This window comes from Streptomyces sp. CS113, from assembly GCF_002188365.1.
GTDB classification, from domain to species: domain Bacteria; phylum Actinomycetota; class Actinomycetes; order Streptomycetales; family Streptomycetaceae; genus Streptomyces; species Streptomyces tendae.
Genome location: NZ_KZ195574.1, coordinates 6,697,296 through 6,717,457, shown reverse-complemented (window position 1 = coordinate 6,717,457; position 20,162 = coordinate 6,697,296). Strand labels below are relative to the sequence as shown.

Annotated in this window: 20 protein-coding genes; 9 read left to right on the top strand and 11 right to left on the bottom strand. The window is 72.0% G+C overall.

Annotated elements, in window-relative coordinates; genetic code table 11:
• Positions 1–265: 265 nt before the first annotated feature.
• Complete coding sequence (locus B9W62_RS30165; RefSeq protein WP_087810107.1) at positions 266–907, bottom strand: DNA-3-methyladenine glycosylase; 642 nt, start codon at positions 905–907, stop codon at positions 266–268.
• Positions 908–1,053: 146 nt separating this feature from the next.
• Here B9W62_RS30165 and B9W62_RS30160 point away from each other — a divergent pair, with 146 nt between their 5' ends.
• The 3 genes from B9W62_RS30160 to B9W62_RS30150 all read left to right on the top strand — a co-directional run bounded on the left by B9W62_RS30160 (position 1,054) and on the right by B9W62_RS30150 (position 3,089).
• A complete protein-coding gene (locus B9W62_RS30160) occupies positions 1,054–1,836 on the top strand; it encodes a sporulation protein (RefSeq protein ID WP_087810106.1) in 783 nt (260 codons plus the stop codon).
• 50 nt (positions 1,837–1,886) lie between these two features.
• The gene (locus B9W62_RS30155; protein ID WP_087810105.1) at positions 1,887–2,426 is read left to right on the top strand and encodes a YbhB/YbcL family Raf kinase inhibitor-like protein; all 540 of its coding nucleotides are present in this window, start codon (positions 1,887–1,889) and stop codon (positions 2,424–2,426) included.
• Positions 2,427–2,582: 156 nt separating this feature from the next.
• Positions 2,583–3,089, top strand: a complete 507-nt coding sequence (locus B9W62_RS30150) for an HNH endonuclease (RefSeq protein ID WP_003977027.1) — start codon at positions 2,583–2,585, stop codon at positions 3,087–3,089.
• A gap of 143 nt (positions 3,090–3,232) precedes the next feature.
• Here B9W62_RS30150 and B9W62_RS30145 read toward each other — a convergent pair whose 3' ends face one another.
• The 3 genes from B9W62_RS30145 to B9W62_RS30135 all read right to left on the bottom strand — a co-directional run bounded on the left by B9W62_RS30145 (position 3,233) and on the right by B9W62_RS30135 (position 5,663).
• Positions 3,233–4,186 (bottom strand): SPFH domain-containing protein, encoded by a 954-nt coding sequence (locus B9W62_RS30145; RefSeq protein ID WP_087791681.1) that lies wholly within the window; start codon positions 4,184–4,186, stop codon positions 3,233–3,235.
• Between the two features lie 192 nt (positions 4,187–4,378).
• Positions 4,379–4,810: an NfeD family protein gene (locus B9W62_RS30140; RefSeq protein WP_087810104.1), complete on the bottom strand. Its 432-nt coding sequence runs from the start codon at positions 4,808–4,810 to the stop codon at positions 4,379–4,381.
• 55 nt (positions 4,811–4,865) lie between these two features.
• On the bottom strand, positions 4,866–5,663 hold the full coding sequence (locus tag B9W62_RS30135) for an ABC transporter ATP-binding protein (protein ID WP_087810103.1): 798 nt from the start codon (positions 5,661–5,663) through the stop codon (positions 4,866–4,868).
• A 153-nt stretch (positions 5,664–5,816) separates the two neighbouring features.
• On the opposite strand from B9W62_RS30135, the gene B9W62_RS30130 reads away from it, so the two are divergent.
• Positions 5,817–6,596: a hypothetical protein gene (locus B9W62_RS30130; protein ID WP_087810102.1), complete on the top strand. Its 780-nt coding sequence runs from the start codon at positions 5,817–5,819 to the stop codon at positions 6,594–6,596.
• A gap of 180 nt (positions 6,597–6,776) precedes the next feature.
• Here the strand turns inward: B9W62_RS30130 and chpE are convergent, their stop codons facing one another.
• The 3 genes from chpE to B9W62_RS30115 all read right to left on the bottom strand — a co-directional run bounded on the left by chpE (position 6,777) and on the right by B9W62_RS30115 (position 8,993).
• Positions 6,777–7,025 (bottom strand): chaplin ChpE, encoded by a 249-nt coding sequence (gene chpE / locus B9W62_RS30125; protein WP_087810101.1) that lies wholly within the window; start codon positions 7,023–7,025, stop codon positions 6,777–6,779.
• Between the two features lie 155 nt (positions 7,026–7,180).
• Positions 7,181–7,822 (bottom strand): response regulator, encoded by a 642-nt coding sequence (locus B9W62_RS30120; protein WP_087810100.1) that lies wholly within the window; start codon positions 7,820–7,822, stop codon positions 7,181–7,183.
• The gene (locus tag B9W62_RS30115) at positions 7,815–8,993 is read right to left on the bottom strand and encodes a GAF domain-containing sensor histidine kinase (protein ID WP_087810099.1); all 1,179 of its coding nucleotides are present in this window, start codon (positions 8,991–8,993) and stop codon (positions 7,815–7,817) included. Before B9W62_RS30115 ends, B9W62_RS30120 begins: the two co-directional genes overlap by 8 nt.
• A 221-nt stretch (positions 8,994–9,214) precedes the next feature.
• Here B9W62_RS30115 and B9W62_RS30110 point away from each other — a divergent pair, with 221 nt between their 5' ends.
• The 3 genes from B9W62_RS30110 (at position 9,215) to B9W62_RS30100 (ending at position 12,098) form a co-directional block, all read left to right on the top strand.
• Positions 9,215–9,910 (top strand): SDR family NAD(P)-dependent oxidoreductase, encoded by a 696-nt coding sequence (locus tag B9W62_RS30110; RefSeq protein ID WP_087810098.1) that lies wholly within the window; start codon positions 9,215–9,217, stop codon positions 9,908–9,910.
• Positions 9,910–11,028: an S-adenosylmethionine:tRNA ribosyltransferase-isomerase gene (locus B9W62_RS30105; RefSeq protein ID WP_087810097.1), complete on the top strand. Its 1,119-nt coding sequence runs from the start codon at positions 9,910–9,912 to the stop codon at positions 11,026–11,028. The genes B9W62_RS30110 and B9W62_RS30105 overlap by 1 nt, the downstream gene beginning before the upstream one ends.
• A gap of 353 nt (positions 11,029–11,381) precedes the next feature.
• Positions 11,382–12,098 carry a transglycosylase SLT domain-containing protein gene (locus B9W62_RS30100; protein WP_087810096.1) on the top strand — a complete coding sequence of 239 codons (717 nt, stop codon included), beginning with the start codon at positions 11,382–11,384 and terminating at the stop codon, positions 12,096–12,098.
• A gap of 125 nt (positions 12,099–12,223) precedes the next feature.
• On the opposite strand, the gene B9W62_RS30095 is transcribed toward B9W62_RS30100, so the two are convergent.
• The gene (locus tag B9W62_RS30095) at positions 12,224–14,827 is read right to left on the bottom strand and encodes an ABC transporter ATP-binding protein/permease (protein ID WP_179235743.1); all 2,604 of its coding nucleotides are present in this window, start codon (positions 14,825–14,827) and stop codon (positions 12,224–12,226) included.
• Between the two features lie 239 nt (positions 14,828–15,066).
• Between B9W62_RS30095 and B9W62_RS30090 the strand changes: the two genes are divergently transcribed.
• Both B9W62_RS30090 and serB read left to right on the top strand, forming a co-directional pair.
• Positions 15,067–17,064, top strand: a complete 1,998-nt coding sequence (locus tag B9W62_RS30090; RefSeq protein WP_179235742.1) for a streptophobe family protein — start codon at positions 15,067–15,069, stop codon at positions 17,062–17,064.
• A 555-nt stretch (positions 17,065–17,619) separates the two neighbouring features.
• Positions 17,620–18,864: a phosphoserine phosphatase SerB gene (gene serB / locus B9W62_RS30085; protein ID WP_087810093.1), complete on the top strand. Its 1,245-nt coding sequence runs from the start codon at positions 17,620–17,622 to the stop codon at positions 18,862–18,864.
• 153 nt (positions 18,865–19,017) lie between these two features.
• Here serB and B9W62_RS30080 read toward each other — a convergent pair whose 3' ends face one another.
• From B9W62_RS30080 to B9W62_RS40930, 3 genes are all read right to left on the bottom strand, one after another.
• A complete protein-coding gene (locus tag B9W62_RS30080; RefSeq protein WP_087810092.1) occupies positions 19,018–19,536 on the bottom strand; it encodes a SixA phosphatase family protein in 519 nt (172 codons plus the stop codon).
• 92 nt (positions 19,537–19,628) lie between these two features.
• Complete coding sequence (locus tag B9W62_RS30075) at positions 19,629–19,835, bottom strand: hypothetical protein (RefSeq protein WP_087810091.1); 207 nt, start codon at positions 19,833–19,835, stop codon at positions 19,629–19,631.
• A 183-nt stretch (positions 19,836–20,018) separates the two neighbouring features.
• Positions 20,019–20,135: an SGM_5486 family transporter-associated protein gene (locus B9W62_RS40930; RefSeq protein ID WP_037836969.1), complete on the bottom strand. Its 117-nt coding sequence runs from the start codon at positions 20,133–20,135 to the stop codon at positions 20,019–20,021.
• Between the last annotated feature and the right edge of the window lie 27 nt (positions 20,136–20,162).

The window sequence follows — 20,162 nt, the reverse complement described above, 5'->3', positions numbered from 1 at the left end:
CCTTTTCGATCCGATTCCCTGTCGGCGGGATTTGCCGATCGCCTTCGTGCTTTCGCTCGTCGGCCTTTCGACATTCACTACGTTAGCCGATCTTTCCGTGGACTCATAATCGAGTCCCGCGAGTTTGAATTCAGGCATGCGGACATGCCGAATTCGCTCCCGCTGAGGGAAGTCGTAGGTAGTGGGTTGGCCGCTTCCGGCTGCAGGCGATTGCCGTACCCGGGTCAAGCGGCTCGGGCTACGTTACGCGTCTGCCAAAGGAGAGTCAACTTCGGCGCTTCCTAGGGACATGGGCCCGGTACGGGCTGACCGTCGGGTCGTCGGCGACCCAGTAGCGCCAGGGGTGCACGCCGCCTTCGCCGGCCACTCCGGTCCGGGGACCGTTGCGTACCTGGTCACCGGGTACGGGGTCGCCGGTCAGGATGCGCAGCGGGGTGTCCTGGGCCGTGCACGCGTCCGTGCCGTTCAGGGCGCGGTCCACGCCCAGGGCGGTGGCGAGGCGGGCCGGGCCTTTGGCCAGTTCCTTGTCATTGCGGGCGGAGAGCCGGCGGGTCCGCGCCAGCTCGGCTCCCTCGATGATCTCGCCGGCGCGCAGCAGGACCGCGCTCGACCTGCCCTCGGGGCCGCACACCAGGTTCATGCAGAACCACATGCCGTAGGTGAAGTAGACGTACACGTGTCCGGGGGGACCGAACATCACGTCGTTGCGGGGGGTGCGACCGCGGTAGGCGTGCGAGCCGGGGTCGTTCTGACCGTCGTAGGCCTCCACCTCCGTCAGGCGGAGGGCGATCGGACCGTCCGGGGTGGTGCGCACCAGGATGCGGCCCAGGAGGTCGGGGGCCACCTCGAGAACGGGGCGGTCGAAGAAATCCCTGGGCAGGGGCGTACGGTCAGGGCTCGCGATCATGCCGTCCGAGCGTAACGCAGCCGGGGCCGTGCGCGGGGTGGTCAGGGAGCGTGCGCCTTGCCAGGGTGTGGGGCGCGGAACCGGCCACGCCCGGATCGCGTTTGTAGGGATCGAGGATCCACACGTAAGCCTGGAGAGGGAGAGACATGGCGTTCAAGAAGCTGCTCGCGAGCCTGGGGGCCGGCGGGGCCTCGGTCGAGACCGAGCTGCACGAGGTCAACGTCGTTCCGGGGGGTGTCGTCCAGGGCGAGGTGCGGATCCAGGGAGGGTCCGTCGACCAGGAGATCGAGGGCCTGTCGGTCGGGCTCCAGGCCAAGGTCGAGGTGGAGAACGGCGACCAGGAGTACAAGCAGGACGTCGAGTTCACCAAGGTGCGGCTCGGTGGCGCCTTCCAGCTCAAGGCCGGCGTGGTGCACGCGGTGCCCTTCGGGCTCGAGATCCCGTGGGAGACGCCGATCACCATGATCGACGGGCAGTCGCTGCGCGGGATGAACATCGGCGTCACCACGGAGCTGGAGATCGCGCGCGCCGTGGACTCCGGTGACCTGGACGCGATCAACGTGCATCCGCTGCCGGCGCAGAAGGCGATCCTGGACGCGTTCATCGGCCTGGGCTTCCGCTTCAAGAGCGCGGACATGGAGCGCGGTCACATCCGGGGTACGCGCCAGCAGCTGCCCTTCTACCAGGAGATCGAGTTCTTCCCGCCGCAGCAGTACCGCGGGCTGAACCAGGTCGAGCTGAGCTTCGTGGCCGACGCGCAGGCGATGGACGTCGTCCTGGAGATGGACAAGAAGCCCGGGCTGTTCAGCGAGGGCAGCGACACGTTCCGTTCCTTCAAGGTCGGGCTGAACGACTACCAGGGCACCGACTGGACGGCGTACCTGAACCAGTGGCTGTCGGAGGTCGGCAGCAAGCGCAACTGGTTCTAGAAGATCTAGGCTCGGTCATCTCTGCACCAGACCATTCAGGAGGTACCGAGGTGACCGAGCTGAAGCGGCGTCCGCTCCCCCATGACTTCCATCCGCCCGTGCCGTCGTTCACCGTCACGAGTGAGGACGTCCCGAAGGGCGGGACGCTCAAGGACGACCAGGTCCACGCGGCCGGCAACACCTCCCCGCACCTGCGGTGGGAGGGCTTCCCGGCCGAGACCAAGAGCTTCGCCGTGACGTGCTACGACCCGGACGCCCCGACGGGCAGCGGCTTCTGGCACTGGGTGGTGTTCGACATCCCGGCCTCGGTGACCGAGCTGCCGGCGGGGGCGGGCAGCGGCTCGTTCGAGGGGCTGCCCGAGGGGGCCGTGCAGGCGCGCAACGACTACGGCAGCAAGGACTTCGGCGGAGCCGCGCCGCCGGCCGGGGACGGCCCGCACCGGTACGTGTTCACGGTGTACGCGGTGGATCAGGAGAAGCTCGGGCCGGACGCGGACGGCACCCCCGCCTTCGTCGGCTTCAACCTGCGCTTCCACACCCTCGCGCGGGCCCACCTCATCGGTGAGTACGAGGTGCCCGCCGACAGCTGACCCAGCTGAGCGTTCATGGAACGTTTGCCCGCCCCTGGTCTTGGAATGGATCAGGGGCGGGCATCTTTATATTGCGTTGTCCATCTCGGCGTGCCCGGCCAGAGTTGATCCCAGCCCGCCAGGGGGTGGGCCGGTGCGCACGGGAGGTGGGCTGGTATGCGGGACACGTTGGTGCTGAACGCGAGCTTCGAGCCGTTGTCGACGGTGACGTTGAACCGAGCCGTCGTTCTGGTGCTCCAGGACAAGGCCGTCGTCGAGCAGGCCCACCCCTCGCTGCGGATGCGCGGAGCCGCGCTCGACATACCCGCGCCACGGGTGATCAGGCTCTGCCAATACGTACGGGTGCCGTTCCGAAGACGCGCCCCATGGTCGAGGCGGGGGGTGTTGGTCCGGGACCGGCACCGGTGCGCGTACTGCGGGCGGCGCGCGACGACCGTCGACCACGTGGTGCCGCGCTCGCACGGCGGGCAGGACACGTGGCTGAACACGGTGGCCTCGTGCGCGGAGGACAATCACCGCAAGGCGAACCGGACGCCGGAGCAGGCGGGGATGCCGTTGCTTCGGAAGCCGTTCGAGCCGACGCCCGCGGACGCGATGCTGCTGGCGCTGGCCCGGGACGACTTCGCCGCGCTGCCGGAGTGGTTGGTTCTGGACGCCGCGTGACGGCTGCGTCCTCGGGGCCTGGGTTTTCCGCCCCGAGTGCGGGCCGTTCGCGGCTGGTCGCGCCCACGCGGCGGAGCCGCACGTCGATACGGCCCCGCGCCCCTCGCGGGGTGTGCCGGTCGCCCGGCATCCAGTGAGTGCCGTCAGTCGATCGACGGCTTCTCGCGGCGTTCCTGGGCCGGGACGCTCGCGCCGCCGTTGCCGCTTCCCGAGCCGCCGCCCAGGCCGCCGAGGTTGCCCATGGCGCCGGAGAGCCCCTTGAGGGCGTCGCCGATTTCGCTGGGGACGATCCAGAGCTTGTTGGCGTCGCCCTCGGCGATCTTCGGGAGCATCTGGAGGTACTGGTAGGAGAGCAGCTTCTGGTCCGGGTCGCCGGCGTGGATGGCCTCGAAGACCGTGCGGACGGCCTGGGCCTCGCCCTCGGCGCGCAGGGCGGCCGCCTTGGCCTCACCTTCGGCGCGCAGGATCTGGGACTGCTTCTCACCCTCGGCGCGCAGGATCTCGGACTGCCGGACACCTTCGGCCTGGAGGATCGCGGCGCGCTTGTCGCGGTCGGCGCGCATCTGCTTCTCCATCGAGTCCTGGATGGAGGTGGGCGGTTCGATGGCCTTGAGCTCGACGCGGTTGACGCGGATGCCCCACTTGCCGGTGGCCTCGTCGAGGACGCCGCGCAGGGCCGCGTTGATCTCCTCGCGGGAGGTCAGGGTCCGCTCCAGGTCCATGCCGCCGATGATGTTGCGCAGGGTGGTGACGGTGAGCTGCTCGATGGCCTGGATGTAGCTGGCGACCTCGTAGGTCGCGGCGCGGGCGTCGGTCACCTGGTAGTAGATGACGGTGTCGATGTTGACGACCAGGTTGTCCTGGGTGATGACCGGCTGCGGCGGGAAGGGGACGACCTGTTCGCGCAGGTCGATGCGGTTGCGGATGGTGTCGATGAACGGGACCACGATGTTGAGGCCCGCGTTGAGTGTCCGCGTGTAGCGGCCGAAGCGCTCGACGATGGCGGCGCTGGCCTGTGGAATGACCTGGATGGTCTTGATCAGGGCGATGAAGACCAACACCACCAGGATGATCAGGACGATGATGACCGGTTCCATCGTGGGTGTCCGTCCCCTTCTCCGCCTCGGCGCTCCGGCAGATCCTATTGACCAGATCTTGTCGAGCAGGTCCTGTTGACCTGGCCGACCCTGACTACTGCTGATCTTACGGCTGTTGAGGATCTTGCTGGTCGAGTCTGACAGACCGTCGCATGCCTCGGGGTGCGTTCGGGCCAGTTGTGCCTGGCCGGGTCACATGATGACGGCCGTGGCCCCGTCGATCTCCACGACGTCCACTTCCTCACCGGGTTCGAAGGCGCGCCCGGTGTCCAGGGCGCGTGCCGACCAGACCTCCCCGGCCAGTTTGATCCGGCCGCCCGAGCCGTCCACCCGCTCCAGCACGACGGCCTGTCTGCCCCTCAGGGCGTCCACTCCCGTGGCCAGTTGGGGCTGTTGGGAGCGGTGTCGGGCGGCGATGGGCCCTACGACGGCGATGAGGGCGACCGAGACGATGACGAAGACGAGTACCTGGAAGACGAGGTCCGCACCCAGTCCGGAGGCGACGGCGGCGGCGACCGCGCCGACGGCGAACATCCCGAACTCCGGCATCGCGGTCACGACGAGCGGGATTCCGAGCGCTGCCGCGGCGACGAGCCACCACACCCATGCGTCGATGTCGTTCACGCTGTCATGGTAGGTCCGTTGGGCATGCCGGGGACAGGGCGCACGTGGGGGCGGGTCAGGAGAGCGGGAGCCCCTTCGCGGTCCACCGGTCGCCTGCCTGCTCGACGACGAGCGGGAGTCCGAAGCACAGGGACAGGTTGCGGGAGGTGAGTTCGAGCTCCAGCGGGCCGGCGGCCAGGACCTTGCCCTGACGGATCATCAGGACGTGGGTGAAGCCGGGGGCGATCTCCTCGACGTGGTGGGTCACCATGATCATCGAGGGTGCGATGGGGTCGCGGGCGAGACGGCCGAGGCGGCGGACGAGGTCCTCGCGGCCGCCGAGGTCGAGGCCGGCGGCGGGCTCGTCGAGGAGGAGCAGCTCGGGGTCGGTCATCAGGGCGCGGGCGATCAGGGTGCGCTTGCGCTCGCCCTCGGAGAGGGTGCCGAACCTGCGGTCCAGGTACTCGGTCATGCCGAGGCGGTCGAGGAAGGCGCGGGCGCGCTGCTCGTCGACGTCCTCGTACTCCTCCTGCCAGCCGGCGGTCATGCCGTAGGCGGCGGTCAGCACGGTTTGCAGGACGGTCTGACGCTTGGGCAGCTTGTCGGCCATGGCGATGCCGGCGACGCCGATACGCGGGCGCAGTTCGAAGACGTCGGTGCCGGGCTTGCCGAGCGTCTCGCCGAGGATGCTGGCGGTGCCGGTGCTCGGGTAGAGGTAGCTGGACGCGACATTGAGGAGGGTGGTCTTGCCGGCGCCGTTGGGGCCGAGGATGACCCAGCGCTCGCCCTCCTTGACCGACCAGGAGACCTGGTCCACCAGAGCCCGGCCCTCGCGGACCACGGATACGTCCTGAAGCTCCAGAACATCGCTCATGAGCGCGTTGTCTCCCCTTGCATTGTGGCCGGTCTCGGCTGTCGCGTACACCTGTGACTCGGGCCGCGGCGCCGGTGGGCGCAGGCCCCTCCAGGAAATCTACGCCACCGGTCGGCGTAACCGTTCCATCGGTCCGGTCCTTAGGGTGGGGGCATGCTCTCGGAACCACGCGCAGGGCGCTTTGCCGCCTGGGGAAATGCCCTTATTGCCCACATGGTCTCGCCGGACGACGCCGCGGTCGCGATCGTGGGCGAGGACGCCGTGCACCGGGTGGAGGGGCTGCCGGGTGAAGACGCTCCGGTCGGTCTCACGCTGGCGTTGGGGCGGCTGCGGGCGCTCGGCGCGGTCGGGCTGCGGATCGCGCTGCCCGCGCCGGGGCATCCGCTGGGGCTGAGCGGGCCTCCGGAGTTCAACGCGCGGGCGCTGGAGGCCGAGGAGGCGGTGATCTGCGAGGGGGCCGCGCTGGGGCTGGTGCCGGAGGTGTACGAGGCGGGGCCCGAGGGTGATGTGCACGTCGAGGTGGTGTGGCACTGCCTGCCGGTGCGGGAGGCGCCGCCGGCGGACGTGCCCTCGCTCGGGGAGGCGGAGCGGGAGCTGGCGGAGGCGCTGCGGGACGCGACGGAGGTGCTGACGCGGCTGGACGTCGCCGGGTCGGGGCCGGTGGCGGAGGCGGCGGTCGCGGCGTACCGGGCGCGGGCGGAGCGCGGGCGGGAGGTGCTGGCGCCGGGGTATCCGCCGCGGGCGGTGCGGGTGCTGGAGTTGGCGCAGCGGGTGGGGATGCTGGTGTCGCTGGCGTCCGAGAACGGGCACGGGGGCGCGGTGAGCGCGTCCGAGATGGCCGCGCGTGGGGAGGCGCTCAGGCCGGTGGAGCGGGTGGCTCGGCGGGCGCAGGTGGCTGCGTACAACTCGGTTGTGGTGGAGCGGGGACGGTGACGGCGCCGTCTCTCGGCGGGTGCCCGGCGTGAGTGGGGGCGCGGGCCGGAGGTGCGCTGCTCGGCGCTGACGAGGTGCCGCAGCGCCCACCCGTGCCGCCCCAGCGGCACGACTGCCCGCTGCTGGGGGCGGCACGCGACTGCCCGCTGCTGGGGCGGCACGGGTGAGGGGTGGCCTGCGTCAGTGGTTGACGCCCAGGTTGCCGAAGGCCGGGTTCAGGACGCCGATGACGTTGACGCTGTTGCCGACGGCGTTGACCGGGATGTGGATCGGCGCCTGGATCAGGTTGCCGGAGGCGACGCCCGGGGAGCCGATGGCCTCGCCGTGGGCGTGGGAGCCGCCGTCGGTGGCGGAGGCCATGCCCGCACCGGCGGCGATCAGACCGCCGGCCACCATCGTCACGGCCGCTGCCTTCTTCAGGTTCTTCACTTACAAGCCCTCCTTGCGATCACCGTGGCAGGCGCCGCGGTGCGCACTGAAGAACGGCCGGACCCCTCGAAGGATGCGCCATATGGGGGACATTCCCACGACGGTATGAATCTCCGACCGGAGGGGAACCCTCCGGCGCGTCGCCGCGTACCGGGTCAGCCGGTCATGCCGTGGCGTACGGCCCACAGGGCGGCCTGGGTGCGGTCCGCCAGGTCGAGTTTCATCAGGATGTTCGAGACGTGGGTCTTCACCGTCTTCTCCGAGAGGACCAGCGCCCGCGCGATCTCCCGGTTGGAGCGGCCGTCCGCTATCAGGCCCAGCACCTCGCGCTCCCGTTCCGTCAGGGACCCGCCCCGGCCCGGCCCGGAGCTGCTCTCCTCCTGGCTCAGGAGGGCACCCGCGACCTCCGGCTGGAGCAGGATGTGCCCGGCGTGGACGGAGCGGATGGCGCCGGCCAGCGCGTCGGGGTCGACGTCCTTGTAGACGTACCCGGCCGCGCCCGCCCGCAGGGCCGGGACCACGGTGCGCTGCTCGGTGAAGCTGGTGACGACCAGCACGCGCGCGTGGTTGTCCAGCTCCCGGAGCCGGCGCAGCGCGTCGACGCCGTCCATGCCCGGCATCTTGACGTCCATGAGGATCACGTCGGGCGTCAGCTCCTGGGCGCGGTCGACCCCCTCGGCGCCGTCCGCGGCCTCGCCGACCACCTCGATGTCGTCCTGCACCTCCAGGAAGGTGCGCAGTCCCCGGCGGACCACCTGGTGGTCGTCGACGAGCAGCACCTTGATCGCGTCAGCCACCGGGAACCTCCATCTCGATCGTGGTGCCCTCGCCGGGCGCGGACCGCACGGTCAGCCGGCCGCCGGTGCCGCTCGCCCGGTCGCGCATCGAGACCAGGCCGAGGTGGCGTCCGGCGCGGCGTACCGTGCGCGGGTCGAAACCGCCGCCGTCGTCGGTGATCCGCAGGACGGTTCCGGTGCCCCGCCGGTGCAGGGTCACCTCGACGCGCTCCGCGCCGGAGTGGCGCAGGGCGTTGTGCAGGGCCTCCTGGGCCACGCGCAGCATCGCCTCCTCCTGGGCGGCCGGCAGGGCCTTGACCCCGCGGCCGGTGAAGGTGACGCGCGCGGCGTGGGCGCGGTCGAGGACCTGGATCTGGGTGCGCAGGGTGGCGACGAGGCCGTCCTCCTCCAGCGCGGCGGGGCGCAGCTCGACGACGGCGGCGCGCAGTTCGTCGGCGGCCTCGGCGGCGAGGGAGGCGACCTGGTGCAGCTCCCCCTTGGCCCGCGCGGGGTCGCGGTCGACCAGGGCGGTGGCGGCCTGCGCGGTCAGACGCAGCGAGAACAGCTTCTGACTGACCGCGTCGTGCAGCTCGTGGGCGAGGCGGCTGCGCTCCTCGGCGATGGTCAGCTCGCGGCTGCGCTCGTACAGGCGCGCGTTGGTGAGGGCGATCGCGGCGTGCTGGGCGAGGATGCCGAGCAGTTCCTCGTCGTCCTGGGTGAAGCCGCAGGTGCCCGTCGGTTCGGGGCACGGGGGCTGTGGGGGGTGTCCCTCCACAGGACGCAGCTTGTTCGCGAGGAACAGCGCCCCGAGGACCTCGTCGCCGTCGCGGATCGGCAGGCCGAGGAAGTCGACCAGGTCGGGGTGGGCGGAGGGCCAGCCCCCGAAGCGGGGGTCCTTGCGGACGTCGCCGAGGCGCTCGGGGGTGGCCTCGTGGAGCATCGCGGCGAGGATGCCGTGCTGGCGCGGCAGCGGGCCGATGGCCTTCCACTGCTCGTCGCTGACGCCGTCGACCACGAACTGGGCGAAGCCGCCGTGGTCGTCGGGGACGCCGAGGGCGGCGTACTGCGCGTCGAGCAGCTCGCGGGCCGAGGCGACGATCGTCTTGAGGACGTCGCGCACCTCGAGGTGCCTGCTCATGGCCAGCAGCGCGGAACTCACCGCGGTGAGGCCGGACCGGGGGCCGTGGCTCATGTCCTCACGGTACCCGCGGGGGGTGCCGGCGTGGATCGGCCCGGTGACGGGCGTCGCCTGGGCCGGTGGGCCTAGGTCCGAGGTCCCGTCCGTCGGGCCTAGGGCGAAGGGCCCTGGGCGGTTGGGGCGCGTGCCCGAGGCGAGGGGCGGGGGCCGGTTCCTAGGTTGAGGATCACGCCGGCCGGACGGACGGCGGAGACGCGACGAAGGGGACGGGTGTCATGCCGGTTGCGATCATCACGGGGGCGTCCAAGGGACTGGGCCGGGCGCTCGCCGAGGCCCTGGCGGCGCGGGGGTGGGACCTGGTGCTCGACGCCAGGAATGCCGAGGTGCTCAAGGAGACGGCGACGGCGCTGGAGGCGTACGGCACGCGCGTGACGGCGTTGCCCGGCGACGTCACCGACTCCTGGCACCGGACGGGGCTGGTGGCGGAGGCCCGGCGGCTGGGCGGCGTGGACCTGCTGGTCAGCAACGCGAGCGCGCTGGGTGCCGAGCCGCTGGTGCGGCTGGCGGAGCTGCCCCTGGAGGGGCTGCGGCGGGCCCTTGAGGTGAACGTGGTGGCCGCGCTGGGCCTCGTCCGTGAGGCGCTGCCGCTGCTGCGGGCGGCCGCCGCGGGCACGGTCGTCACGATCAGCTCGGACGCGGCCGCCGAGGCGTACGAGACGTGGGGCGGCTACGGGGCGTCCAAGGCGGCCCTGGACCAGCTGGCGGCGGTGCTGGGTGCCGAGGAGCCGGGGCTGCGGGTCTGGGCGGTGGATCCGGGGGACATGGCCACGGATCTGTACGCGGCGGCCGTGCCGGACGACGAGGACCCGCGGCCGGATCCGGCGAGTGTGGTGCCGGCGCTGCTGCGGCTGCTGGACGAGCGTCCGGCGAGCGGGCGCTACGGGGCTCCGGCGCTGCTGGAGGCGCGCTGATGTCGGCGCTGGCGGTACGGGTCCCACCGGAGCTGTCGGCCCGGGTGCCGGTCGAGCAGCGGGAGCCGGGGCTCGACCGGGACGGCGTACGGCTGCTGGTGTCGCGCGGCACCGAGGTGTCGCACCACGGGTTCGCGGAGCTGCCCGGGCTGCTCCGGGCCGGTGATCTGCTGGTGGTCAACACCTCCCCCACGCTGGCCGCCGCCGTGGACGGCCGGGTCGGGCACACGCGCGTGGTGGTGCACTTCTCCACGCGGGGGGACGACGGCCGGTGGGCGGTGGAGCTGCGGGAGCCGGACGGCAGGGGCACCACGCGCGCGCGTACGGAGGCAGCGGACGCGATGTTCCTCCGCACGCGCGCGCGTGCGGAGGAAGAGGGAGTGGCAGGGCGCGGCTGCGGTGGCCCGGCGGGGACGAGGGTGCGGTTGCCGGGCGGTGCGCGGCTGGTGCTGGACGAGCCGCTGAGCGCGCGCGGGGAGCGGCTGTGGTGGGCGAGGCTGTCGGGGGCGCAGGTGCCCGCGCTGCTGCGGGAGCACGGGCGGCCCATTCGCTACTCCTATACGGAGCGGGATCAGCCGTTGTCCGTCTACCAGACGGTGTTCGCGCTGCCGTACGCGGACGGGGCGGGCAGCGCGGAGATGCCGAGCGCGGCGCGGCCCTTCACGGCGCGGCTGGTGGCGGAGCTGGTGAGCCGCGGGGTGCAGTTCGCGCCGGTGACGCTGCACACGGGGGTGGCCTCGGCCGAGTCGCACGAGCCGCCGTACCCGGAGCGGTTCGCGGTGCCTCGGGCGTCGGCGCGGCTGATCAACGCCGCGCGGGCCGGTGACGGGCGGGTGGTGGCGGTGGGGACGACGGCCGTGCGGGCGGTGGAGTCGGCGGCCGGGGCCGACGGGGTGGTACGGGCGCGGGCCGGGTGGACGGATCTGGTGGTGACGCCGGAGCGCGGGGTGCGGGTGGTGGAGGGCCTGCTGACGGGGCTGCACGAGCCCGAGGCCTCGCATCTGCTGATGCTGGAGGCGGTGGCGGGGCGGGCGGCGATCGACCGCGGGTACGAGGCGGCGGTGCGGGGGCGCTACCTGTGGCACGAGTTCGGGGACGTCCATCTCCTCCTGCCGTAGGAGGGCGCCGCGAACCCACTCACACATTGCATTGCTTCAGCAACTAGTAGTGAGATTGACGGGGGGTCGATGTGAGCCCGCGCATAGGGCGCACGTCACGTACGAAGGGGAGTAGGAGAAGGACTCGTCCGTTTTGAGCGGGGCAGATGGTCCAATCTGCCCCGCTTTGTCGTTCCCTGATCCACTATCTCGGATCGTACGTCACACCTTTGCCTCCGGATTTTGCGGCCGCTAAGAATTGCTCTCGTCGCTCAGCGCCGTGGGTTCTCCCCCGCGGCGTTTGTGCCGGAAGCACCAACTGTCCCCACCGGACGAGAGCGACCTCCGCGCTATCCGAAGAGGTCTATCCCGCCATGCTCAAGAACATCCTTCCCCGTGGTCGCAGTCGTTCCCTGAACCGCACCCAGAAGGCCGCGATCTCCGGTGTCGGCGCGCTCGGCGCCGCCGCCGTCGCCCTCACCGCCGTCCCGGCCAGCGGCCAGACGACGACCACGAGCGAGGCCGCTCCGACGGCCAAGGTGGCGTACAGCACCAAGCAGATCCAGGACGTGCACGCCGGTGTCACCGGCCAGCTCGCCGGCGCGAGCCAGAAGGTCGCCGCCATCGAGGCCAAGCAGGAGGCGGCCGCCAAGAAGGCCACCGCCGAGAAGAAGGCCGCCGCCAAGAAGGCCACCGCCAAGCGTGCGGCCAAGGAGACCACCAGCCGGTCCGCCCAGCGCACCGAGGTCAAGAAGGTCGCGAAGTCCTACCCGGACAACCTCGACGGCTGGATCCGCGAGGCCCGCGCCATCATGAAGAAGCACGGCATCCCCGGTACCTACGAGGGCATCCACCGCAACATCATGCGGGAGTCCTCCGGCAACCCGAAGGCCATCAACGACTGGGACATCAACGCCATCAACGGCATCCCGTCGAAGGGCCTGCTCCAGGTCATCCCGCCGACGTTCGCGGCCTACCACGTGCCCGGCACCTCGAAGAACATCTACGACCCGGTCGCCAACATCGTCGCCGCGTGCAACTACGCCGCGGACAAGTACGGCACCATGGACAACGTCGACAGCGCGTACTGAGGTCGGCGCGGACCTCTTCACGACGTCGCCGACGCCGCACCGTACGCCGAAGGGCGGCACCCTCCTGACGGGGTGCCGCCCTTCGGGGCGTGCGGGCCGGGCCTGCGGGCCCGCCGGACCTCGGCCTACTTGCGCATGACCTCGGGCTCGTGCCGGCGCAGGAAGCGGGCGACGAAGAACCCGCAGATCACGCCGAGGACGATCAGCGCGGCCATGTCCAGGCCCCAGGCGCCCACGGTGTGCTCCCACAGCGGATCGGCCTCGGCGCCCTTCTCGGGCGGGCTGACCTTGTTGAAGTCCAGCGTGGCACCGGCCGCGGCGACCGCCCAGCGCGAGGGCATCAGGTACGAGAACTGGTTGACGCCGACCGCGTCGTTCAGCGCGAAGAGGCAGCCGGTGAAGACGACCTGGATGATCGCGAACATCACCAGCAGCGGCATGGTCTTCTCGGCGGTCTTCACCAGCGACGAGATGACCAGGCCGAACATCATCGAGGTGAAGCCGAGGGCCATGATCGGCAGGGACAGCTCGACGAGTGTCATCCCGCCGAGGACCAGCCCCTCCTTCGGGATCTCGCGGTTGACGAAGCCGATCACGCCGACCAGCAGGCCCTGGAACACCGTGATCAGGCCGAGCACGAAGACCTTGGACATCAGGTACGCGGACCGGGACAGGCCCGTCGCGCGTTCCCGCTCGTAGATCACCCGTTCCTTGATCAGCTCACGGACCGAGTTCGCGGCACCGGCGAAGCAGGCGCCGACCGCGAGGATCAGCAGGACCGTGGTGGCGGTGCCGTTCGGGATGATCCGGCCGGTCTGCTGGTTCGCGGGGTTGGGCAGCAGGCCCTTGTCCGCGTCGATGAGCAGGCTCACCGCGCCCAGCACGGCCGGCAGGATCACCATCAGGGCCAGGAAGCCCTTGTCGGAGGCGATCACCGACGTGTAGCGCCGTACCAGCGTGACGAACTGCGACATCCAGCCCTGCGGCTTCGGCGGCCGCATCGCCTGCATCGGCGGCACCTGTACGGACTGCGGCGCGACGGCGTCCAGGTCCGCGGCGTACATCTGGTAGTGCTGCGAGCCCTTCCAGCGGCCCGCCCAGTCGTAGTCGCGGTAGTTCTCGAAGGCGGAGAAGACGTCGGCCCAGGTGTCGTAGCCGAAGAAGTTCAGCGCCTCCTCGGGCGGGCCGAAGTAGGCCACGGAACCGCCCGGCGCCATCACGAGCAGCTTGTCGCAGGTCGCCAGCTCGGCCACCGAGTGGGTGACGACGAGGACGGTGCGGCCGTCGTCCGCGAGGCCGCGCAGCAGCTGCATGACGTCGCGGTCCATGCCCGGGTCGAGGCCGGAGGTCGGCTCGTCCAGGAAGATCAGCGACGGCTTGGTGAGCAGCTCCAGGGCGACGGACACGCGCTTGCGCTGGCCGCCGGACAGGGACGTGACCTTCTTGTCCTTGTGGATGTCCAGCTTCAGCTCGCGCAGCACCTCGTCTATCCGGGCGTCGCGCTCGGCGGCCGTGGTGTCGGCCGGGAAGCGGAGCTTCGCCGCGTACTTGAGGGCCTTCTTGACGGTCAGCTCCTTGTGCAGGATGTCGTCCTGCGGGACCAGACCGATGCGCTGGCGCAGCTCGGCGAACTGCTTGTACAGGTTCCGGTTGTCGTAGAGGACCTCGCCCTGGTCGGCGGGCCGGTAGCCGGTGAGCGCCTTGAGCAGGGTCGACTTGCCGGAGCCCGACGGGCCGATGACCGCGATCAGCGACTTCTCGGGCACGCCGAAGGAGACGTCCTTGAGGATCTGCTTGCCGCCGTCGACCGTGACGGTCAGGTGGCGGGCGGAGAAGGACACCTCACCGGTGTCGACGAACTCCTCGAGCCGGTCGCCGACGATCTGGAACGTCGAGTGGCCGACGCCGACGATGTCGGTCGGACCGAGCAGCTGGGAGCCGCCCTTGGCGATCGGCTGGCCGTTGACGTACGTGCCGTTGTGCGAGCCGAGGTCGCGGATCTCCATGCGCCCGTCGGGCGTCGAGTGGAACTCCGCGTGGTTGCGGGAGACCTGGAGGTCGGAGACGACCAGGTCGTTCTCCAGGGCACGGCCGATGCGCATGACGCGGCCGAGCGAGAACTGGTGGAACGTGGTCGGGCTGCGGTCCCCGTGGACCGGTGGCGCCCCCGCCGCGCCGCCTGGTCCGTGCTGCTGGGGAAAGTGCGGCGCGGCCTGCTGCGGCTGCGGCGCTGCCTGCTGCGGTGGTTGTTGCTGCTGCCAGCCGGCCTGCTGGGCCTGTTGGGCCTGGTGCTGCGGTGCCTGCTGAGGCGGTGCCTGCTGCTGGAACGGGTCCTGCGCGGGCGGTGCCTGCTGGGCCCAGCCCGCGTTCGCGCCCTGCGCGGCGTACGGCTGCTGCTGCGGCTGCGGCTGGGCCTGCGGCGTGCCGGCCGGGGCCTGGGCGCCGGTCAGGCTCACGCGCGGTCCGTCGGTCGCGTTGCCCAGGTTCAGCACCGCGCCGGCGCCGAGCTCCATCTGCTGGACCCGCTGCCCGTGCACGAACGTGCCGTTGGTGCTGCCGTGATCGTCGACCACCCAACTGCGGCCGTTGAAACTGATCGTGGCATGCCGCCAGGAGACCCTGGCGTCGTCGAAAACAAGCTCCCCCTGCGGATCGCGTCCTAGCGCGTATGACCGGGACGGATCGAGCGTCCAGGTCCGTCCATTGGATTCCAGTACGAGTTCCGGCACTCCATGCCCCACTGAGTTGTCCCCCGATGTGCTCCCGTCGCGGGGAGTCTAGGGATGTCGAACATCGGGGGGAACTATTTCAGGCTCGGGGCCCTGACCGAAAGTCGGGCCTTGTGAAAAGTGCGTAGGCACCCTCGGCCGTTCCCGTTGACGGGGTTGAAACCTGCCCGGAGAGTGGTATTCCACGCGAGGGGGACATGCGCGGCAACCTGACCGCGCAGCGGATCGGGGGGTCTGCCATGAGCGCGTCCACGAGCGTCGGAACCAAGGGGTACGGCACCGGTGTGCCGTGGGGCGACGTACTGCTGTCCGCGATCGCCTCCGTGAGCTGGGCGTTGATCGGCATGGCCGGTACGGCGGCGCTCGGCCTCCATCTGCTGGACGCGGACGCGGCGGGCTCGCTCGGGCCGATGACCGCGGCGGTCGTGGCGCTCGGGGCGGGTGGTTCGGTCACACCGGCCGGTGATGTGTCCTCGTTCGGTCTGAAAGGGGCCGAGGCGCACACGGCCATCGAGATCACGCCACTGGGAGTGGGCCTGGTCGGGGCGCTGTTCCTGTCGTTCTTCTTCCTGCGGTCCCTGCGGGCGGCCGGAGTTGTCGTCGCTCCCGCCGAACTCGTCGCGCGCGTGGGCGCGGTGGTCGCGCTGTTCGTGGCGATGACGGGTGGACTGGCCTGGGCGGGTCACGACGTCGTCACGATCGACGGCGCCTCGCTCGGGCTGGACGACCTGCCCGGCGGGGGTGACGGCGGTGGCGGCGGGCTGGAGATTCCCGGGCTCGGCGACGTGGGCGACATCGGCGGGCTGCTGCCCGACCGGGTTGGTGACCTCGTGGACGCCCAGGCCGCCGTCGGGTTCACGGTGGACACCGCGCCGACGTTGCTGGGCGGTCTCGTCTGGTCCGCCGGGGTGCTGCTGATCGCGTTGCTGGCCTCGCGCCGCACTCCTCTGCCGCGCGGGTGCGAGGCCCTGCACCGGGTGGTGCGGCCGGCCGTGTCCGCCCTGGTCACGGTGGCGCTGACGGCGGTGGCCGCCGGCCTTGCGGCGGCGGCCTGGGCGGCGGTCGGCGACGATCATCCCCGGCGGATCGCGGGGGCCGCGCTGCTGGGCGCGCCGAACGGGGTCTGGCTCGGCGTCCCGCTCGGCCTGTTCGTGCCGTGGGACGGGCGGGCCACCGGTGCGCTGGCCGGGGTACTCCCGGCTCCCCTGGACGACCTGCTCGGCTCCGGCGCCCAGGAGCCGGTCACGCTGGGACGGCTGGCGGAGCTGGACGGGCGGATGTGGCTGCTGGGGGTGGCGGCGGCACTGCTGATGCTGCTGGCCGGGGTGCTCACGGCGGTACGGACACCGGTCGGGCCCGCCGACGCACGTGCCCTCGTCTTCGCCGGGCGCTGTGCGCTGCGGCTGGGCGTCGCCACCGCGGTGGCGCTGCCCCTGTGGGCACGGCTCACGGACGTGTCCGTGGACGCGTCCCTGTCGGTGCTCGGCATCGACGCCTTCGGGGCGGGCATCGACCTGCGCGGACATCTCGGCGCGGCCCTGCTGCTGGGCGCCGCCTGGGGCGCGGGCGCGGGGGCCGCGGGGGCGCTGCTGGCGCGGGTGAGCGGGGCGGCCGGGGCGGGGGCGTCGGACTTGGCACGCAGTGCCGAGGCGGTGCCGGGGGCGGTGACGGGGAGCGCGGTCGCGGGCGGTGCGGCGTATGCGGGCTCGTCCGCCGGGCCGTACCGGCCGGGTACGCCGCACCGGCCGCGGCCCGGGCCGGACGCCAACCCCTACCTGCGGTCGCGGGAGGGGCCGTGGTCCGGGACCGGCCCGGCGCCGGGCGCGGGAGGACCCCCGGGAGAGCCCGAGGACGCCCGTCCGGCGGGAGCGGCTCCGGCGAGGCGCGACGCGGGGCCGCCGCCGGGCCCCGGGCACACGGCGTCGGGAGCACAGCCGCCCGCAGGCCCGGGCCATGGGCAGGCGCACCAAGGAGGCAGTGGCGTGGTCCGGCGGGGCGACGGTCCCGGGCGGTACGGCGCCGAGGCGGGCCGCGAGGACGGCAGGGCGGATCCCCTTTCCGACGACGACGACGTGTACGGCGCCCCTACGGTGGCGGGACCGCTGGAGCCACCGGGAACGCCGCGACGCCCGCGGCGGCCGGGAGAACGGCCCCCGCCCCGGCCCTGGGGCGAGGGCCCTCCGCCGCCTCCGCCCCCACCCCCGGCGCCGCCCCGACGCCCTCGGGACGAACGGTGAGTCCCGGGACTCCGGTACCGGCACCGGCACTGGCACGCGCAGGCTCCGCCACCGCGCCCGGCAGGCCCCCGCCGCGCCACGCGGGGGCATGTGGTGGGGCCCGCGCCGCCCCGACCCCCCGGGACGGGCCATGAGTCGCCGTACTCCGGTACCGGCACCAGCACCGGGGTACGGCACCGGCACACGCAGGCTCCGCCACCGCGCCCGGGCAGGCCCCCGCAGCGCCACGCAGGCGGGCGTGCAGTGGCGCCGTGGGGTCCCGCTCCGGTGGTCGGCCCGCCGGGGGGGGCGGAGAGTGCGGCTCGCTCGGCGGTCTCCGGGCGGTCGGAGCGCCCCAGCCCCGGCCCGGCGGAGCAAGGTTCCGGCCTGGCCAAGCGGGTCCCGGCCCGGCCCGGCCGGGGCGAGGTCCCGGCCCAGCCGGGGTGAGGTCCCGGCCCAGCCGGGGTGAGGTCCCGGTCGCCGCCGGGACCGGTCGTGTCCCCTCCCCGTGGCTCCTGTCCGCCAGTCGGACCTCGGGGGCGGGCGGCACCGGGTGCCGGATACGGTGGGAGCACCATGAGCGCTACGCAGACCTCTGACGTTCCCACTCTTCTCGTCAAGATCTTCGGCAAGGACCGGCCCGGCATCACGGCCGGCCTGTTCGACACTCTCGCCGCGTACTCCGTCGATGTCGTCGACATCGAGCAGGTCGTCACCCGTGGCCGGATCGTGCTGTGCGCGCTCGTGACCGAGCCGCCCCGTGGTCTGGAGGGCGATCTGCGGGCGACCGTCCACAGCTGGGCGGAGTCGCTGAAACTACAGGCGGAGATCATCTCCGGCATCGGCGACAACCGGCCGCGCGGCCTCGGCCGCTCCCTGGTCACGGTGCTCGGGCACCCCCTCACCGCGGAGGCCACCGCCGCCATAGCGGCCCGGATCACGGAGTCCGGGAGCAACATCGACCGTATCTTCCGGCTGGCCAAGTACCCGGTGACCGCCGTCGAGTTCGCCGTGTCCGGAGTGGAGACCGAACCGCTGCGCACGGCGCTGGCCACCGAGGCCGCGGCGCTCGGCGTGGACATCGCGGTCGTCGCGGCGGGGCTGCACCGGCGGGCGCAGCGCCTGGTGGTGATGGACGTGGACTCCACGCTGATCCAGGACGAGGTCATCGAACTGTTCGCCGCGCACGCCGGGTGTGAGGACAAGGTCGCCGAGGTGACGGCGGCCGCGATGCGCGGGGAGCTGGACTTCGAGCAGTCGCTGCACGCGCGCGTGGCCCTGCTGGCGGGTCTCGACGCCTCGGTGGTGGACAAGGTGCGCGCCGAGGTGCGGCTGACGCCGGGTGCCCGCACCCTGATCCGCACGCTGAAGCGGCTCGGCTACCAGGTGGGCGTCGTCTCCGGCGGCTTCACCCAGGTCACCGACGCCTTGCAGGAGCAGCTGGGGCTGGACTTCGCCCAGGCCAACACGCTGGAGATCGTCGACGGCCGGCTGACCGGCCGGGTCACCGGGGAGATCGTGGACCGGGCGGGCAAGGCGCGGCTGCTGCGCCGGTTCGCCACCGAGGCGGGCGTGCCGCTGTCGCAGACCGTGGCGATCGGTGACGGCGCCAACGACCTGGACATGCTGAACGCGGCCGGGCTGGGGGTCGCCTTCAACGCGAAGCCGGTGGTGCGCGAGGCGGCGCACACAGCGGTGAACGTGCCCTTCCTCGACACGGTGCTCTATCTGCTCGGCATCACCCGCGAGGAGGTCGAGGCCGCGGACACGCTGGACGAGGGTCCCGGTGAGGGCCGTGGTCTGCCCGCCGAGCGATCCTGACCCGGCGGAAGGCCTGACGGCCCTGATCCGGTGGCCCTGATCCGGCGGGAACCCGACGCGGAAGGACGGGTGGGCGCCCGGCACGCCAGACGCCCCGAGACGTTGAGGGCCCGGGCCGCGTAGGCGCCGGGCCCTGTCACGTGGGGGGACGGGTCAGTCGGTCGGCGCCCAGTAGTCGACCAGGGTGGCCCGGCCGGGCTCCACGTCCTTCCAGGAGCCCGTGAAGGTCAGGACGGCGAAGGCGGCGGTCGGGAAACCCCGGCGGTTGATCCGCTCGCGGACCTCGTCCTCGGCCGAGCCGGCCAGGATCTCGGTCAGCGCCTCCATGCCCGGGTTGTGGCCGATCACCAGCACGTTCCGCAGGTCGTCGGGGGTCTCGTTGAGCACGGCGATCAGCTCACCGGGCGAGGCCTCGTAGATCCGCTCCTCGTAGACGGTCTTCGGCCGGTGCGGGAACTCCTGGACGGCGAGCTTCCAGGTCTCACGGGTCCGGACCGAGGTGGAGCACAGGGCCTGGTCGAAGGGCACGCCGGTGTCCGCCAGCCGACGCCCGGCCTCCGCGGCGTCCATGCGGCCCCGGTCGGCGAGCGGTCGCTCGTGGTCGGTCACCTGCGGCCAGTCGGCTTTCGCATGCCGGAAAAGAACAATCCTGCGGGGTTCTGCGACGCTCATGTCATCCAGCTTCGCATGAAACAGGCCATGGGGCTCTGGGAGTTGACACGCGGACCCAGCACGGGCCACGGGTGGGAGCCCGTGGTCGGCGCTCAGCGCGCGGCCAGCTGCTCCAGCCGCTCCAGAAGGTGGCTGATCGCGGGCTGCTCCGCGGCCGCGTGAGCGTCGGCGGGATTGAGTATCAGCAGGAGCAGCGCGACGAAGGCGAGCACGGGCAGGGCGAGGGCCCACCAGGGCAGCCGCATGTCGACGCCACCCCGGGTCGCCCGGGGAGGCCTGGTGTAGGTAGGGGCCGACATGAGTGCCTCCGCTGGTCTTCGGGCGTCCCTGGTCCGTGCTCCGCGGCCCGCCTGTCGCGGGCACATCTCGAAGGTACGGAACGCGCGGGGCCCAACCCATCCGGAGGTCCACCCACTTGACCCTGCCCCTTGCCCCCTAGGGGACGGGGGGTTAACCCCACCGTCCGTCCGGCGGGAGCGGGGTCACGGCGAGGCGATGGTCGCGATGACGCCGATGATCACGAAGATCGCGAGGAAGGAGCCGAAGACGATCAGCATCTTCTTCTGGCCGTGCTGGGGGTTCGGGTCGAGGACTGGCATACGGCAAGTCTCGCATCCCGCGCGCGG